This is a genomic window from Gilvimarinus polysaccharolyticus (assembly GCF_001187555.1).
Classification (GTDB): Bacteria; Pseudomonadota; Gammaproteobacteria; order Pseudomonadales; family Cellvibrionaceae; genus Gilvimarinus; species Gilvimarinus polysaccharolyticus.
Map to the genome: position 1 here is coordinate 758,227 of NZ_LFIJ01000001.1, position 16,889 is coordinate 775,115.

14 protein-coding genes are annotated in these 16,889 nt (G+C 49.0%); 8 read left to right on the forward strand and 6 right to left on the reverse strand.

What is annotated here, in order from left to right:
- Together GILYN3_RS03140 and GILYN3_RS03145 are read right to left on the reverse strand one after the other, a co-directional pair.
- The gene (locus GILYN3_RS03140) at positions 1 to 711 is read right to left on the reverse strand and encodes a siderophore-interacting protein (protein WP_049721509.1); all 711 of its coding nucleotides are present in this window, start codon (positions 709 to 711) and stop codon (positions 1 to 3) included.
- A gap of 17 nt (positions 712 to 728) precedes the next feature.
- Positions 729 to 1,199: a DUF2798 domain-containing protein gene (locus GILYN3_RS03145; RefSeq protein WP_049721510.1), complete on the reverse strand. Its 471-nt coding sequence runs from the start codon at positions 1,197 to 1,199 to the stop codon at positions 729 to 731.
- 100 nt (positions 1,200 to 1,299) lie between these two features.
- Between GILYN3_RS03145 and GILYN3_RS03150 the strand changes: the two genes are divergently transcribed.
- The 3 genes from GILYN3_RS03150 to GILYN3_RS03165 all read left to right on the forward strand — a co-directional run bounded on the left by GILYN3_RS03150 (position 1,300) and on the right by GILYN3_RS03165 (position 4,714).
- Positions 1,300 to 1,728, forward strand: a complete 429-nt coding sequence (locus tag GILYN3_RS03150; protein WP_049722535.1) for a MarR family winged helix-turn-helix transcriptional regulator — start codon at positions 1,300 to 1,302, stop codon at positions 1,726 to 1,728.
- A 1,110-nt stretch (positions 1,729 to 2,838) separates the two neighbouring features.
- Positions 2,839 to 4,026 carry a PD-(D/E)XK nuclease family protein gene (locus GILYN3_RS03160; RefSeq protein ID WP_049721512.1) on the forward strand — a complete coding sequence of 396 codons (1,188 nt, stop codon included), beginning with the start codon at positions 2,839 to 2,841 and terminating at the stop codon, positions 4,024 to 4,026.
- 25 nt (positions 4,027 to 4,051) lie between these two features.
- Positions 4,052 to 4,714 carry a peptidase M15 gene (locus tag GILYN3_RS03165; RefSeq protein WP_049721513.1) on the forward strand — a complete coding sequence of 221 codons (663 nt, stop codon included), beginning with the start codon at positions 4,052 to 4,054 and terminating at the stop codon, positions 4,712 to 4,714.
- 496 nt (positions 4,715 to 5,210) lie between these two features.
- Here GILYN3_RS03165 and gcvP read toward each other — a convergent pair whose 3' ends face one another.
- Positions 5,211 to 8,120 carry an aminomethyl-transferring glycine dehydrogenase gene (gene gcvP, locus GILYN3_RS03170; protein ID WP_049721514.1) on the reverse strand — a complete coding sequence of 970 codons (2,910 nt, stop codon included), beginning with the start codon at positions 8,118 to 8,120 and terminating at the stop codon, positions 5,211 to 5,213.
- Positions 8,121 to 8,580: 460 nt separating this feature from the next.
- Here gcvP and GILYN3_RS03175 point away from each other — a divergent pair, with 460 nt between their 5' ends.
- Both GILYN3_RS03175 and GILYN3_RS03180 read left to right on the forward strand, forming a co-directional pair.
- Entirely contained in the window at positions 8,581 to 11,145 is a 2,565-nt protein-coding gene (locus GILYN3_RS03175; protein ID WP_049721515.1) for a serine/threonine-protein kinase, read from the forward strand.
- Positions 11,146 to 11,292: 147 nt separating this feature from the next.
- Positions 11,293 to 12,060, forward strand: a complete 768-nt coding sequence (locus GILYN3_RS03180; RefSeq protein WP_049721516.1) for a hypothetical protein — start codon at positions 11,293 to 11,295, stop codon at positions 12,058 to 12,060.
- Between the two features lie 136 nt (positions 12,061 to 12,196).
- On the opposite strand, the gene bfr is transcribed toward GILYN3_RS03180, so the two are convergent.
- Both bfr and GILYN3_RS03190 read right to left on the reverse strand, forming a co-directional pair.
- A complete protein-coding gene (bfr, locus tag GILYN3_RS03185; protein ID WP_049721517.1) occupies positions 12,197 to 12,676 on the reverse strand; it encodes a bacterioferritin in 480 nt (159 codons plus the stop codon).
- Positions 12,677 to 12,837: 161 nt separating this feature from the next.
- On the reverse strand, positions 12,838 to 13,062 hold the full coding sequence (locus GILYN3_RS03190) for a bacterioferritin-associated ferredoxin (protein ID WP_049721518.1): 225 nt from the start codon (positions 13,060 to 13,062) through the stop codon (positions 12,838 to 12,840).
- A gap of 365 nt (positions 13,063 to 13,427) precedes the next feature.
- Between GILYN3_RS03190 and GILYN3_RS03195 the strand changes: the two genes are divergently transcribed.
- The 3 genes from GILYN3_RS03195 (at position 13,428) to ung (ending at position 16,266) form a co-directional block, all read left to right on the forward strand.
- Positions 13,428 to 14,030 (forward strand): peroxiredoxin, encoded by a 603-nt coding sequence (locus GILYN3_RS03195; protein ID WP_049721519.1) that lies wholly within the window; start codon positions 13,428 to 13,430, stop codon positions 14,028 to 14,030.
- A 289-nt stretch (positions 14,031 to 14,319) separates the two neighbouring features.
- On the forward strand, positions 14,320 to 15,501 hold the full coding sequence (locus tag GILYN3_RS03200) for a type III PLP-dependent enzyme (RefSeq protein WP_049721520.1): 1,182 nt from the start codon (positions 14,320 to 14,322) through the stop codon (positions 15,499 to 15,501).
- 81 nt (positions 15,502 to 15,582) lie between these two features.
- The gene (gene ung / locus GILYN3_RS03205; protein ID WP_049721521.1) at positions 15,583 to 16,266 is read left to right on the forward strand and encodes a uracil-DNA glycosylase; all 684 of its coding nucleotides are present in this window, start codon (positions 15,583 to 15,585) and stop codon (positions 16,264 to 16,266) included.
- Between the two features lie 87 nt (positions 16,267 to 16,353).
- Here ung and GILYN3_RS03210 read toward each other — a convergent pair whose 3' ends face one another.
- A complete protein-coding gene (locus tag GILYN3_RS03210; protein WP_049721522.1) occupies positions 16,354 to 16,644 on the reverse strand; it encodes a hypothetical protein in 291 nt (96 codons plus the stop codon).
- Between the last annotated feature and the right edge of the window lie 245 nt (positions 16,645 to 16,889).

Here is a 16,889-nt window from a genome sequence, read left to right on the forward strand (position 1 = left end):
TTAAGCCTTCCAATAGCCTGATGCATAGGTTTGCTCGTTAGAGTAGCCGGGTTTGGTTTTCACGTGTTTCTTTATTACTTTCATTTGGCTGCTTTCTGTAGCGATAAATATTGCAGGCTTTCCATCGGGCCATTGCAAGCTCTCGACGGCTTGAAGTAATGCATTTTTAGTTAAGTCTTTATTTATAACCCAATTGATATTGATGCCTTTTGGCGCCGCTATGGCTTGCTTGTCTGCTGTTGTTGGTACTTGAATAAACGCTGTGCCAGCGGCATTTGAGGGTAACTTTTCTAAAATGGCAGCCGCAGCAGGCAGTGCTGTTAGGTCTGCAACCAATAGATGCCAGAGGGCATCATAGTTGGTATGTTTTGTGTCCCCGGGGCCGGCAACGCCTAGGTAATCACCTTGTTGTGCATGCTTTGCCCAGTTGCTGGCTAGGCCTTCGTGATCGTTTACGGCAAAGTCGACAGTTAGCTCCTTTTTTTGATGATCGAACGCCCGGACCGTATAAGAGCGCATCCACTTTTTAAAGCCAAGATAAAGGCCAAGCTTGGGTTGTGTTTGACCCGTTTGAGGGAAAATAGCTTTAAAGTGTGCCCCTTCTTTATCAGCGGGGAAATCTTTTAAATCATCACCTGTTAATACGATACGGCGCATATGCGGAGTGAGGTCTTCAGCTCGTGCGACTTGTGTCATTCTCATTTTTTTCATGGTTTATACCTTTCGGGTTAGCTCGCCATAAACTGTTCGAGTTTTGGTTTTAGAAACAATGACATAACCACAGCGATAAATAACCCAAAGGGTAGGGCAGTAATAAAAGCCTGTCCCCAAGCGGTGATAAAGGTGGTTTTGTCGGTTAAACCCATCGTGGTTGCGGTAGTGCTAGCGGCCATTAGCGATTCCATAATAAATGCCATTGAAATACCGGTGGCCAATTGTTGATAGACTTTTTTGCTGCTAGGAGCCAGCAACTGAACAAGCTTGGAGATGAGCACCATCAGCAGAAAGCCCGCAGGCATTACCAACAGTACGGCAAAAGCTAAGGATGCCAACCAATCGCTTATAAACGTGTCTGTGATCCCTACATTCACGTAAGTCATGATGCCTGTTAACGTCCCTGCGATACTGCCCATCAGGCCTGCCACCACCATAGCCTTCTGGTACAGCGGTCGCTTTGTTGGTGTGCTGTTGGTGCTCATGGTGTTACCTGCCATCTTGTGCTTGGTTGGATAATAGTTGATAATGGCAACTATATTCAATAAGGTTGATATTGTCAACCAATATAGTTGGGTTTGTATTATGTTTAACGCCATTTCGATCGAAGCCACTTTTTACTTGGCACACGCAATCAAGCAGCAGCTTGGCAGCCAGCTCGAGGCTCACCAACTGGGCATTGCGCCGATGCATGTCAGAGTTTTAAAAATCATTCATAAACGTAAATCGTGCACGGCAATCGATATCGCCAATCTCTTTAAGCGCGATAAAGCACAAATCACTCGCTTACTTAAAGGGCTTATCGATCAGGGGCTTGTTAAAAAAGAATCCAATCCGGAAGACAAGCGAAGCCAATTGCTGGTATTGACGCCGCAAGGCAAGGCGTTGCAGGAAGATTTGCTGTCGATTTCTGAACAAATGCAAAAGCAGATGACACAAGATATAGATGAAAAAGATTTAGATGTTTTTATTAAAGTGGCGCAGACAATGACAAAAAATCTGGCGAATACCTGAAGGTCAGGGTAATAATCAGCAGACATTTCCCAGTTTTATGTTGTGGGTGTCTGCCCATAAATAAAACTTGCGCTAGGTTGCCGAGTTAATCAGCCGGCGAGAATGATTTGGCGGTAACTGTTGGTGGCGAGTTATTTTTCTTTAGTTTTTTGATAAGACTGCTGTTTGACCTGACGTTACACTTATTTAACGTCAGGAAGATATACGACTTACTACAGTACATTCTTCGACTTGGGGGCCCTCAGTCGCCGGGCAGGCCGGCCTCTGTCTCCGGCATTTACCTTCTCCATGCTCTGACAAGCTCTTTCGTGAAATCCCTTTCGCTCAACCCCAAAAAATCGACTTCCACTCGGCGAGCTGCAAGGGATTAAAATACGGCACTTTGTGGCGGGTTTCGGGGGGGTGTTGTGTTTATTACTTTGGCATAATATTCTACGTTGAACATAAATCCCAAGCGTACCTCCCCCAGACAAGGAGTTGTCAGAATATGCCGTTATTTCCTTTTCTATCAATTTCATCTTCCCGCTCTGTAATTCAATCTCTACCGGAGGCAGTTTGCCGTGGAGAGTGTGATGTTGGGGCGTGAGTGGCTGTTATATTTTATGAATAAAACTGCAATCCCAATAGGGCTGTTACTGGGGGCACTTAGCTGGGGAGTGGTCTCGCTGGTATCTGACGTATTCGAACCTTTTGATAGCTTTTTGGGCTTTTACATTGGGCAATGCATTTTGTCGGTTGCTGCAATTTATTATGGTTATCGGCACGGATTTAGTGCACTTTTAATATATCTAGGCAGTGCGTACATCGGCATGAATGCATATGCTTACATATTCGGAAGTAGCGAATCTAGGGCTTGGCTTTTACTGGGGTTGTTAACGACTTTTGTTCTATCCCTTAATTTTTGGTGTGGTTGGGAAAATAGCTTCCTGTGTGAAATTGAAGTATGTCAAATGTAAGGCTTGACCCCAATGGTTCTCGTTTGTGTTGGCTTGTAACCCTTCAGACGAACGTAAGCAGTAAGCGACAAAGTTGAACAGTTTCGTTGTTGACAAATTGCCGATGCTAGTTCGGTGATAGATGTAAAAGCTTTTAATAGGACGTATTAAGTTTATGGAAAGAGAAGGTCTGTTGGTTCACCTGAGGTCTTATCGGCCACGAGAGGGCAGGGATTCGTTAGAGAATTTCGTCACGGAAGTGTTCCGGTGGTTATTGGCCAACGACGATATCTTCTCTGAATATTTTATTGAGTATTTGCAGGAACGAATTCCGGAAGGTCACAGGCTTACTTCACCGAGCGGCAATATACGCTGGAGCTCTCAGTTTAGCCTGAACGGCGTTCGGCCGGACATGGTAGCCCAATGGCCCGGTAATATTCTTATATTTGAGCATAAAGTAGATGCTTCGCTGGCTCATGAGCAGCTAAAAAACTATATAAAGGGCGCTGAAAAGGAGTACCCGGATATTTGCCGAGCAATAGTGCTGATTGTTCGGCATAGAGCTCAATTTTCGGGCGAAGCTGACATTGAATTATGTTGGAGCGATGTTTATCAGATTGTCGATCAATATCTCGATAAGAAGAAACCTCCAGTAAATACAGTAGACTACCTGAAAGATTTTTTAGCGTTACTTGATCATGAAGGGCTTGGGCTCCCCACGCCAGTATCGGCTTTTGCTTTGCAGTATTACAATGAAACCCAGAGTTTGCCTAAACACTTGCAGTCCATGTATTCCGTTCTTAAGCAGTACGAATGGACCGGAAATTTGAATGGGCATACGTTATCCGATAACGGTAGCCGTGATGGTAGGATAGGTGTTCTTTGGGATCGCAGTTCCAAGAAGTACAAGTGGTCACCCGCCATAGGTTTATACTGCATTGTGGATGGCGGAATGGATCACAGCATAGATCACCGTTTACAAGGTGAAGAGGTCAAACTCAGCATAATTTTTAGTTTTACTAGACCGTTACAAGCGGAGCTTGACAAACCCTTACTGGCGGAGGCCTACAAGCTCTTTAGTTTATATCTTGGTAGTCTAGCGGATAAAGAACACCATGCTGGCTGGCTGTTTTATGATCATATGGAAGACTCTGAGGCAAAACCGAAAAATCTATTTCATCGACTTTACTTGGAAGCCCCATTGTGGCCAATTATCTGCAATAAAAAAGAAATCCAAGATCAGGCTGCGGCCGTATCGTTGGCAGTAAAGCCTGTGCTTGAAGAAATCGTCGATTCATCTGAGTTTGCAGCATTTACAAGCAGTATAGATAAGGCCTTGGAAACAGTCACCGAGCCCGAATAAAGAAAACATTTACTTTGGAAAAACCATGCAATACCCAGTAGAAAACCCCAAACAACTAGAAGCTAAGCTCGATAAGCTAGGCCGCGTGCGCCTATCCAAAAGCTTTTTTATGCGCGATATGCTGTACTCAACCATCGCGCAGGCCTATGGCTTGGTGAATATCCCTGACCACCCAGAGTTGGCGATTGAGGCAGGGAGAGGGCTTTGCGAAAATTTACTTGAGCCTATGCAGGAGCAGCTTGGCCCCATTTCCATTCGCTCGGCGTATCGAAGTCCAGCGGTGAACGAGCTGGGCAATAACGAGGGATTGAACTGCGCTAGTAATGAGAAAAATTATGCCCATCATATCTGGGACTACAAGGGCGCCGATGGCTACCTGGGTGCTACCGCCACTGTGGTAGTGCCCAGTTTTATCGACTACTTCGAGAAAACCGGCGATTGGACAGCTCTTGCCTGGTGGATTCACGATCACCTTCCAACGTATGCCAGCCTATATTTCTTCCCCAAATACGCCGCCTTTAATATCCGCTGGAGTGAAAACCCCACCACTAAGCAATCTATCAAAAGCTACGTCACTAACCCGCATACGGGCGACAAAAAAGCATTGGTTAATAAGGGCGAGGTGCAGCAGGAGGTGGATCGTGACGCGGTGTATCGCCCATGGTTGAACAGTTTAAAAGAAAATTAACTCGCCAAGAATAAGTCGCAGAGTTACTGTAAAACCCTCATGCGACAAAATTTGTCGCATGGAAATCAATGGGATCAAAGTCGTTGATTTTCATTGCTAGACTTCTTTTTTCGACCACTACACTGGCAACGAAGCACCGCTTTCCAATCCCCTGCAGCCAGCCGAGCGCAGGTCGATTTTAGGGGGTAAGTGAGCAGGACGCTCACGCAAGCTATCGTCACGCCACGGACGGCGTGTCGATGCGGCCCTCTGAAATCGGCCGGAGCGAGGGCCCCCGAATCGCTACATGGATGTAGCTGAATAGAGCAACGCAGGAGCAGTTGCCGAGGGCTGAGATGCCGGGGTGGGCTTGACGTGAATGGACTCACTAATGCAGCGGGCGCAGGACGCGCAGGAGCTGCCTTTTCGTTAGTTTGCTTTACCCAAACAAAGAAAAGTAACTTGCCCCGCGCGGCAACTCGCGCTTATAAAAAGCCCGAAATTTAGTTTCGCCCAATTAACTCCGGTACTCCTCAACCGCAGGACAAGAACAAACCAAATTCCGATCCCCATAGACATTATCAATCCGGTTCACGCTCGGCCACACTTTATGCTCTTTTAACCAAGGGGCTGGGCGGCTGGCTTGCTCGCGGGTGTAAGGGCGATCCCAGTCGGCTTGCATTACATCATCTTGCGTGTGCGGGGCGTTGTGCAGGGCGCTGGTGTCGTAGCTGACATCGCCGCTTTCTATCTGGGCAATTTCTTTGCGGATGGTGAGCATGGCCTCGCAAAAGCGATCTAGCTCGGGTTGTGATTCCGATTCGGTCGGTTCGATCATCAGAGTGCCGGCCACAGGGAATGACATGGTGGGGGCGTGAAAGCCAAAATCCATTAAACGCTTGGCGATGTCTTCTTCGGTGATGCCGCTGGCGTCTTTTAATGGGCGTAAATCCAGCAGACATTCGTGGGCGACAAAACCCTCGGAGCCTTTGTACAAAATAGGGTAGTGATCGCCCAATTTTTTTGCGATGTAATTGGCGTTAAGAATCGCCTTGTGAGTCGCATCTAACATGCCTTGTTGACCCATCATTTTGATGTACATCCAGCTGATGGGCAGGATGCTGGCCGAGCCCCAAGGGGCGGCCGAGATGGTGCCGTTGGCAACATCTGTTTCGGGTACAGGTTGAACGGGGTGCGCGGGTAAAAACGGTTTTAAATGTTCGGCCACGCCGATAGGGCCCATGCCGGGGCCGCCGCCACCGTGGGGGATACAAAAGGTTTTGTGCAAATTTAGGTGCGATACATCGCCACCAAATTTACCCGGTGCGGCTACGCCGACTAAGGCGTTCATGTTGGCGCCGTCGATATACACTTGCCCGCCAATATTGTGCACTGCGGCGCACAGCTCGGTAATGCCTTCTTCAAATACGCCGTGAGTAGACGGGTAGGTGACCATGATGCAGGCGATACGACGGCCGTGCTCGGTGATTTTTGCGTTTAAATCGGCGAGGTCGACATTGCCTTTGGCATCGCAGTTGACCACGACAACTTTCATGCCCACCATCTGGGCGGACGCAGGATTAGTACCGTGGGCCGAGGCGGGAATTAAACAAATATCGCGCTCGCCTTCGTTGTTGTGTTCAAAGTATTTTTTAATGGCGACAAGGCCTGCGTATTCACCTTGGCTGCCAGCGTTTGGTTGTAAGCTAACAGCATCGTAACCGGTGCAGGCCTCGAGCATTTGTTGCAGTTCGGCAAATAATTGGCTGTAGCCTTGGGCTTGCTCGATAGGTGCAAATGGGTGCAGTTTGCCAAACTCGGGCCAAGTAACTGGAATCATCTCGGCGGTGGCGTTGAGCTTCATGGTGCAAGAGCCGAGCGGAATCATCGAGTGATTTAACGCAATGTCTTTTGCCTCTAGTCGCTTCAAGTAACGCAGCATGTCGGTTTCGCTGTGGTAGCTGTTAAACACTGGGTGGGTGAGCACGGCATCGCTGCGGCGCTGTGCATCGGGTAAGCCGTGAGGCAAGTCGCCGGCGGCTAATTCTGTGTCTAGCTCGGTTAAGCTTAGGCCGTGGTCGCCGGCGCAAAAAATATTTAGCAGCTGGCTTACTTGTTTAAAGGTGGTGGTTTCATCCAAGCTAATACCTAAGCAGTCGTCACCGACTAAACGCAGGTTGATTTCATTACCCAATGCACTTTGATAAAAACCGCGCTGGGCATCGCGTCCGACTTTAACGCACAAGGTGTCAAAGTATTGCTCGTGGAGTAAATAAAAGCCGTGCTTTTTAAGGCCTTGGGCGATGGTGTCGGTTAATCGAGCAACGCGCTCGGCAATACGGGTTAGCCCGCTAGGCCCGTGGTAGATGGCGTAGAACACGCTCATGACGGCCAGCAGTACTTGCGAGGTGCAAATGTTGGAGTTGGCTTTTTCGCGGCGGATGTGTTGCTCGCGCGTTTGCATGGCCATGCGCAGGGCAGTTTTACCGCGACTATCAATGGACACACCTATAATGCGGCCCGGGGCACTGCGCTTAAAGGCGTCTTTAAAACCAAAAAACGCCGCGTGAGGGCCACCAAAGCCCATCGGTACACCAAAGCGTTGGTTGGTGCCGACCACCACATCGGCGCCCATCTCGCCGGGCGATTTAAGCAGCATTAGGGCGAGCAGATCGGAGGCGACGGTAACGAGCTTTTTTTGCTCGTGGGCGGTGGCGATAATATCGGTTAAATCGCGCACTTGGCCGGTGCTGCCGGGGTATTGCAGCAGGGCGCCAAAGCAGTCGGTGTCGGCGAGTTTTTCGGCCTCGTCGACGATAACCTCAAAGCCAAAGTGCTCGGCGCGGGTTTTCACCACGGCAATGGTTTGCGGGTGGGTGTCGGCGGCCACAAAAAACGCATCGGAGCGGTTCTTTTTGTTGTGGCGTTTAAACATGGCCATGGCTTCGGCGGCGGCGGTGCCTTCATCCAGCATCGAGGCGTTGGCCAAGTCCATGCCGGTTAGGTCGATAATCATTTGCTGAAAATTCAGCAGCCCTTCTAAGCGGCCTTGAGCGATCTCGGGCTGATAGGGGGTATAGGCGGTGTACCAACCAGGGTTTTCTAGCACGTTGCGCAAAATAACGTGGGGCACATGGGTGTCGTAGTAGCCCATGCCAATAAAGCTTTTGTAGAGCTTGTTTTTACTGGCGATGGCTTTTAGCTCGGCCAGCGCCTCGACCTCAGATTTAGCTTGCTCTAGCGCCAAAGGCTCTTGCAAGCGTATTTTGGCCGGCACGGTCTTTTCGATCAGCTCATTGATTGACCCTAACCCCAGCGTTTGCAGCATGGTGTTGGTTTCTGCTGTATCGGGGCCTATGTGGCGGCCGATAAAGGCATCGTGGTGGGCAAGCTCGGTTAGTGGCGCGCGGCGAAAATCCTGGGTCATGGGGGATCTCTTTGATGGCTAAAAACATAGCACAGGAGCATGGTTACAGGTGTTGGGTACGACGCTATAGGTTTTGTCCAGCGCCGTACTAATGCCTGTTTGAAGGGGCGCAATAGTAGCAATTGGCGAGGTTTTGAGCAATTGGCCGGTGAGCTAAAACATTAAATTACTGAGGTGATAAACAGGGATGTGGTGATTGCTATTGCTATTGCTGGGGGACCTCTGAATAATGCAGTATTAACTCTGCAAGTTCTGCTGCCTGTGGGTGGCCGATACGACGCGAAAATACTATAAAATAACGCCAAGAACACTGCCTCATATTGGGGCAAAAACGCCGCTTTAATTGCGCCGTATTGTTTGGCAATATTATAAAAATGATTCACCAAGGCTGCGCGAAACCTCGCGCGCTGTTTGACGCGCCTGGGAATGGGCGTGTTGGTTTAGCTTACTGGCGCAGTGCATGGAAATACCCGGTTATAAAATCATCGACACCCTCGGCGAAGGGGGTATGGCAACTGTTTACCTTGCGATTCAGCAGAGTTTTGAGCGTGAGGTGGCGATTAAAGTCATGTCGCCACAGCTGTCAAAAGACCCAAGTTTTGGTGAGCGCTTTTTGCGTGAGGCGCGTATCGTGTCGCGCTTGGTGCACCCTAATATCGTGACCGTTTACGATGTTGGCGTGTATCAAGATAAGCATTATTTGTCGATGGAGTATGTTCCTGGCGAAGATCTTAAGCAGCGCCGTGGCGGTTTAAGCTTAGCGCAGATGCTGACTCTTATTAAAGATGTGGCTCGAGCGCTAGATTACGCCGGCAGCAAAGGCTACATCCACCGCGATGTAAAGCCCGATAACATCATGTTACACGCTGAAGATGACCGCGCGGTGTTGATGGATTTTGGCATTGCGCGCGCCACCGATATCAGCTCGGGGATGACTCAGACCGGCACCACCATGGGGACGCCGCATTATATGAGCCCCGAGCAAGCCAAAGGCGCAGCGGTAGACCCGCGCAGTGATATTTACAGCCTTGGGGTTGTGCTGTTTCAGTTATTGGCCGGCCGCGTTCCTTTTGATGCCGATTCGGCTGTGGCTGTGGGCATTATGCATGTGTCTGAATCAGTGCCGGTGCTGCCCGAGTACTTGGCGCTGTTTCAGCCAATCATTGATAAAGTCTTAGCCAAGAAGCCCGCTGAGCGCTATCAAACTGGACGCGAATTAGTCGATGACCTTGATGCGTTACCCCGTGAGGCTTTAGCTGCTGCCCAAGAGCAGATGCTAAAAGTCCCGTTGATTGACCCTGTGTCCGAGACTGAATCGACCCCCATTGCTAACGCCCAAGTTACCGCAACTTCTGACATTGACCTTCATGAAACCGCTGGAGTTTCTGGGTTTCATATTAGTGGCGCCGACAGTATTGGTGATTTTAATCATACCGTGGCCACACCCACGCTAACTGAGCCCGCATCTCGTGCTGGCAAGTGGTCGATGGGAGTGTTGTTATTGTTGCTGTTGGGGGCTGCGGGTTGGTATTTTGGGCTAGTGCCCCGCGAGTTGCCGTTGCTGGCAAACGATACACAACTCGATGCCGCGCCAAATACTCCAACAGCGGTACAGCTTAACCCCCCGGTAAAAGAGCAGCCTGTACCGGCAAGCTCGCAAAGCTCGAGCGTACAGAGTGCGGGTGTTTTATCCGAACCGGCAGCGCTTGAGGCGACAGTATTAAGCCTAGATGCGGCCAGTGCTGCGGGTGATGTGCTAGACGACCCAGAACTGAGCGCTGCGGCACCTTCGCCATTGCTGCAAACGGTCCAACAACAGCGCGCCCAGCTGGAGTTAGACCCCGAGCAAGGGGTGTTGTTAGCACAGTCGTATGAGCAGCTGCGTAACTCTGAGGTTGTTGCCGAGCAACAGGCCGGTGAGGTGGGTATAGCCGAGCTGACGCAGTGGTTTGATGTGCGTATTACGGAGGCTTTGGCAGCGCGTGATACCGCTAAGGCCGGTGAGCTAGCCGCGATAATCAAGCAAGCTGTTCCCGATGCCGAGCGCGATGCAGGTTACCAAGCGGCGTTGAAATCGCTTCGGGCCGATGAGTGGCTGGCGGCCAAGTTGGCCGATGCGGAAAGCTATTTAGAACAAGATGCCCTAAGTTCACCGAGCGGTGCCAATGCGGTAGACAGTTATCGCGAGGTGCTAAAAACGTACCCAGACAACGCCGCTGCGCAGGCAGGCTTGCAGGCGGTGGTGAGCCGTTACACAGCGCTAGCGCAAGCAGCTGAGGCCGCAGATACTTTTGAGCGCGCTATTACATTGGTTGATCGAGGTTTACAGATCAACCCTAGCGATGCGGCTTTAACCGAGTTACGTGAGCGTTTAGTTAATCTCAACAGCCAAATTGAGCCTTTAATGGCTCGCGTCGGCGAACAGTTGGCCAGCGGAGCTTTAATTGCTCCCAAAACCGACAATGCGTTTGTCTCTTTACGGTCAGTCTTGGCGATTAGGCCCAATTACGAGCCGGCTTTACAGGCCCTAGACGAAATAGAGCAAACTCTAATTCGGCGCATCGACGCTATGATTGCGGCCAAATCCTTAGAGGAAGCCTCATTGCAATTGGCCAGTGCTCGGGATCGCTTTCCTCAGAGCCAAGCGCTGTTAACTCGCAGGCTGCAAATCGAACAGTTAAATGAGGCAAGCCTACCTTTAATCAGCAAACTTAGCGTATCGGCGCAGCCTATTGATGCCGTAAGTGCCGCTCGTGATGTTGTGTTAGTCGCCGACCGGATTATTTATTTAGGTTTTGAATACAGCCAGTTTAAAAGTGAGACTAGCGTGGTTCAGGCGAGCTTGTTTGACGGCTCGCGCAGCTTAAAAATCGCTCAGGTGCCGGTCATCGTTAGTGGCGCATCTGGGGTTAAGTTTTTTCGTATCGAGCGGCCTGTTGCAGGCTTTGGCGAAGGCGGTTACCACGTCGATTTAATGTTGGGTGAGCAGCGTTTGGCGACGGTCGTGTTTCAGGTGGTTAAGTAATGGCCGTTTGCTGCACTAACCCGAATGAGAGTTACAATATCCTGCTACACTCATAGAGCTGTAGGCATTAGTATTGATCGCTTCGTTTTGCCCTAGAATATAGATCTAAATTTTGTTCTAGCCTAATTTGTCTTAGAGAGAACCACTATGAACCGATACACCATTGCCATAAGCGCTTTAATGATGCTGGCAATCAGTGGCTGCCAAACAACCCCTGACATGAAGCAAGCACAAGATGAAATATCGCGATTAAACACTGAGCTTGCCCAGCAGCGTAATAAAATTCAGGCGCAGGCCTCCGAGCAAGAGCGCTTACAGCTGCAAATAGATGAGCTAAACCGAGTGCAGACAGTACTGGGCACCGAGAAAAGTGTACGAGTACAAGAGTCGAGCGAGCTGCGCGGTCAAGTACGTCGATTTGTACAGCAAGAAATCGATAGGCTAAAAGAGTTTATGGTGCAAAGTGATTTGCTCGATTACGTTGGTGGCGAATTAGTGCAGCGCAGTAATGTTGATAAAAGCCATTTGTTGTTAGTTGATATGGCCAACCCCATGCCAAGTGGCGGCACTATTACCGGCGTCAGCGCGCACTTTATTAAACCCGGTACATTTAATGTTCAGGTGATGCGCCCGGTAGATGATCAGCTGGTAGTAATTTGGCAAAGCACCCGATTACAAGCCGCACAGTCGGGGGTGCAGCGGGTTAACTTTCCGGTCAGTGTTGGGGTAGAGCGCGGGGATGTGATTGCCTATCAGTTTAACGAAACTGGCGTTGTAAGCTATGACACCGGCACGGGCGATACTCGTTACACAGATGATCGCGTGGCTTTGGGCGAGTTAGTTAAAATTCGCAAGCTGCAGGGTATACGTGAAAAACGTGCTTACTCGGTAGGGATTTACGGATTGCTTAATTAATAGATGCCGGTGCGGGTTGGGCAGGTAAGCTCTGTAAAACTAGAAAAATGTGTTTCGTTTACGTTATAAAAAAAGCAGCCTAGGCTGCTTTTTTTATAACTCTGGGGTAGGGCGTTTAGTTTTGAGTTAAATGCTATTACTCGTCGCCACCGGCCATTTTAGATTGCAGGTAATTTTGCATTCCCACTTTCTCGATCAAACCCAGTTGTGTCTCAATCCAATCTACGTGCTCTTCTTCCGACTCAAGAATATTGTTCAGAATATCGCGGCTGCCGTAGTCGCGAACTTCTTCGCAGTAAGCAATGCCGTCACGTAAATCTGGAATGGCTTTTAGTTCGACACGAAGATCCGACTCGAGCATTTCTTTGGTGTTTTCACCGATGCGCAATTTACCTAAGTCTTGTAAGTTAGGTAGGCCTTCCAAAAACAAAATACGCTCTACTAGCATATCGGCGTGCTTCATCTCATCGATGGATTCGTGATATTCGTGATCGGCTAGTTCTTTTAAACCCCAATCTTTGTACATGCGGGCGTGTAGAAAGTACTGATTGATGGCAACTAATTCATTGCCAAGTACTTTGTTTAAAAACTCGATAACTTTGGGATCACCTTTCATGACTATCTCCTGCCAGCGCAACGTGGCACTTAGTAAACTTATTGGGGCCAAGTCTGGCCTTGTTAGGCAAGTCTGTCAAGTGTAAGTGTTTGATGTGTAAGGAGTTTTAAACGATTAAGCGATTTGTTCTTATTACCGTTTGCGTTTGTCTGGCCCTGGGGCTAGGCCACTGCGTAAAACTGCGGCATACCGGCAAGCATGGGGATTTCAAGCATAGAAGAGCTTTGCAGGGTTTCGTCAAGTATCTCGCGGGTGAGCGAGCTGCATTTACCACATTGGCTGGCTACACCTAATGTTTTGCGTAGCTTACCTAAGCTGTCGGCGCCATCGTGAACAGCGGCTTCAATTTGGCGGTCGGTGATACCTTTACAGAGGCACACGTACATAGCTGATACCTGAATACAGTGGGATTGCTTTGAATGTTAATGGTAATGAGAATTTGTGTCAACAGTTTGTGAGAGTAATTACTATTACGGGGCGATATGAGGCATGGTTTGAGTGTCGTGCATGTCACTTATTGAGCCGTGTCAGCGGCGGTGACTGTAATTCGGTTAAAACAATCGGTGTGATATATAGAATCAATAGGACTCCCTAAATAGAACGTGTAATATAGCGCAATACTATTAGGGCTTAGGCCGCTAATTGTTAAAACTTTACTACCATCTCTGATGTTCTGGGTTGTAATCCGCTTAGCGGCCCCAACCTTGCTGAAGAGATTCATTCAGTCCGTCACACTTTTGGAGGTTACGACATGGGCGTATTAGTAGGAAAACAGGTTCCAGATTTTACCGCAGCAGCCGTTTTAGGTAATGGTGAAGTTGTTGATGAATTTAAATTGTCAGAAGCCATTAAAGGCAAAAAAGCGGTTATTTTCTTTTACCCGCTGGACTTCACCTTTGTATGTCCTTCTGAGCTGATTGCTTTTGATAATCGTTTTGAAGCGTTCCAAAAGCGTGGTGTTGAAGTGATTGCGGTGTCTATTGACTCGCAGTTTACCCACAGCGCATGGCGCAACACTGCGATCAACGATGGTGGCATTGGCCAAGTTAAATACACCATGGTTGCCGATGTTAAACATGAGATTTGTCAGGCGTTTGACGTTGAATCTGAAGGTGGTGTTGCCTACCGCGGTTCATTCTTGATCGATGAAGACGGTTTGGTACAACACCAAGTGGTTAATAACCTGCCACTGGGCCGTAACGTTGATGAAATGTTGCGTATGGTTGATGCCTTGGCGTTTCACCAAGAGCACGGTGAAGTGTGTCCAGCCGGTTGGCAGGATGGTGATAAAGGTATGGATGCATCTGCCTCTGGCGTTGCCTCATACTTGGCTGAGAACTCTGGCAAGCTGTAATAGCAAGCACCAGATTCAGCATAAAAAAACCCGGCCTTTGCCGGGTTTTTTTATGCCTGTTAAAAGATGGCATCGCCGCTTATAACCATATAGCTCTGTTTTGGTAAAAGCTGGCCTTAGTTATAAGAAAATAAACTAAAAAAACACTAGTACAAACGAGCATTTAGCCGTTTAATGCGCGCGAATTTGGAGCCGCGTAAAAACGCGGATCTGACGGTTTTGGGGTGATCTACTGTGTGTGGGTCGCCCCTTCTTTTTTGCCGCTACAAAAAAGCCCTGGAGGCAAGTTATGAATGAATTTAATGGTGTTACCCACATCAAGGACTACTACAGCGCCGAGACGTTTGCGCGTATTAAGGCTTTTGCCGATAAACGCGAAACGCCATTTGTCGTCATCGACTTGCCAACCATAGCCCGCGCTTATGATGAGCTAGTGGGGGAGTTTGACTACGCCGATGTTTACTATGCGGTAAAAGCTAACCCTGCGATTGATATTTTGACTCTGCTGCGTGATCGAGGCGCTAATTTTGATATTGCCTCACGTTACGAGCTGGATAAAGTTATGGATCTTGGTGTGCTGCCGGAGCGTATTAGTTTTGGCAACACCATTAAAAAAGCGCGTGATGTTCGCTACTTTTACGAGCGCGGCGTGCGCTTATTTGCGACAGACTCCGAGGGTGACTTAGAGGCGATTGCGCGTGAGGCTCCCGGCTCAAAAGTCTATGTTCGAGTGTTAACCGAAGGTACGCTTACCGCTGATTGGCCGCTATCGCGGAAGTTTGGTTGCGAGACCGAAATGGCGATGGAGCTATTGGTTCAAGCCCGCGAGCTTGGCCTTGAGGCCTATGGTGTGTCGTTCCATGTGGGCTCGCAGCAACGCGAAATCGGTGCTTGGGATGCCGCTCTGGCAAAAGTTAAGGTGATTTTTGATCGTCTGCGCGACGAGCAAGACATTGTCTTGCAGATGATTAATATGGGCGGTGGTTTTCCGGCCAATTACATTAGCCGCACGAATGATTTGGCCACTTACGCAGAGGAGATTACCCGCTTTTTACAAGAGGATTTTGGCACCGACTTTCCGCGTATTATTATCGAGCCGGGCCGCTCGTTAATTGCCAATGCTGGCGTGCTGGTTAGTGAGGTGGGGTTGATTTCTCGTAAGTCGCGCACCGCACTTAGCCGCTGGGTGTTTGTGGATGTTGGTAAGTTCTCGGGTTTGATCGAAACGTTGGATGAATCGATCAAGTACCCGGTGTACACAGAAAAGTCGGGTGAACAGGAAGGGTGTGTTTTGGCCGGACCAACCTGCGACAGCGCCGACATTATGTACGAGAATTTTAAGTATCCGTTGCCGTTGTCGCTAGAGACTGGCGATCGGCTTTACTGGTTGTCTACTGGTGCTTACACCACCAGTTACAGTGCCGTCGAGTTTAACGGTTTTCCGCCACTTATCGAGTATTGCATCAGTTAACGATTGGCTTGGGCAGTGCTAGCTACTGCCCAAGCGGTTTATTTGATACATTGCCTCGCTCAACGGTAATAGGAGAGACCTGTGCGCGAGCTAAATAATACGCAGTTAGAGCCCGGCTGGCTGGCAGAGCTAGGTGACGAGTTCGATCAGCCCTACATGGGTAAGCTAAAAGCGTTTTTAACCGCTGAAAAACAAGCGGGCAAGGTCATTTACCCACCCGCTGGTGAGATGTTTAACGCCTTTAACAGCACGCCGTTTGAACAGGTTAAAGTCGTAATTTTAGGGCAAGACCCTTATCACGGCCCAGGTCAGGCCCACGGTTTGAGCTTCTCGGTACCGGCGGGTGTCAGCGTACCTCCCTCATTACAAAATATTTTTAAAGAGATTGAACGCGATTTAAATATTGCTCGGCCTAACCATGGAAATTTACAGGCGTGGGCCGAGCAGGGCGTACTGCTGTTAAATGCTACCTTAACGGTAGAGCAAGCAAGTGCCGGCTCGCACCAAAAGCGTGGCTGGGAGCAGTTTACCGATCGTGTTATTGATGCACTTAATCGTCACCGTAACGGTTTGGTATTTTTACTTTGGGGCAGCTATGCGCAAAAAAAGGGTCGCTTGATTGATGGGCAAAAGCATCTGGTGCTTAGCTCGCCACATCCGTCGCCACTGTCGGCCTATCGCGGTTTTTTGGGTAATGGTCATTTTAGTCAGGCGAATGAGTACCTTAAGGCTCAAGGGCAAAGCGTGATTGATTGGGGAGTGTAGCTGGGGGCGGGTGTTGCGTATTTATGCGAGGTTTTACTGTGGATGCCAGCAAAGCCCCAATTGTGGGGCTTTGCTGGTAAGGCGGTCTTAGCTGTTTAGTTGCTTAAAAGCTCGGATGGTTTTATTGAACTCTTCAGCGTAATTTTTTAATTCATTTTCGGCGTTGCGCAGTTCGTTACCGCTAAGTTTTGCACAGCCTAGGTAATCTTCTGTGGCGCGGACATAAGCTTTAACGTCGTTGTTGGACTTAACCATTTGCGCGGTCACAGCCGTGGCTGGATCGGGGATTTCTGGGCGATTTTGTGGTTTGTCGCAGGCTTGCACACTCACAGCAGCAAAAGCGCTAAAAAGGGTTGCAGCAATAAGAGCATTTTTCATAACAGTATCCATCATAGTAAGGTCGATAACACAGCCGTATGGCCGCTGTTTACATGTTGGGGCTGTTGTTCTTGAGCAACAGTGTGACCCAGTTCGCAATCTCGAGGCTATTCTGCCACTACTTTGCACACCTGCAAACATCTTTCACTAATCATTTTGTTATCAATTTGGCGTAAAACTAAACATTCAGTTATTTCTAAGTGGTATATCTAGGTGCTCCACTTATTCTTTAACGGTATTATGGC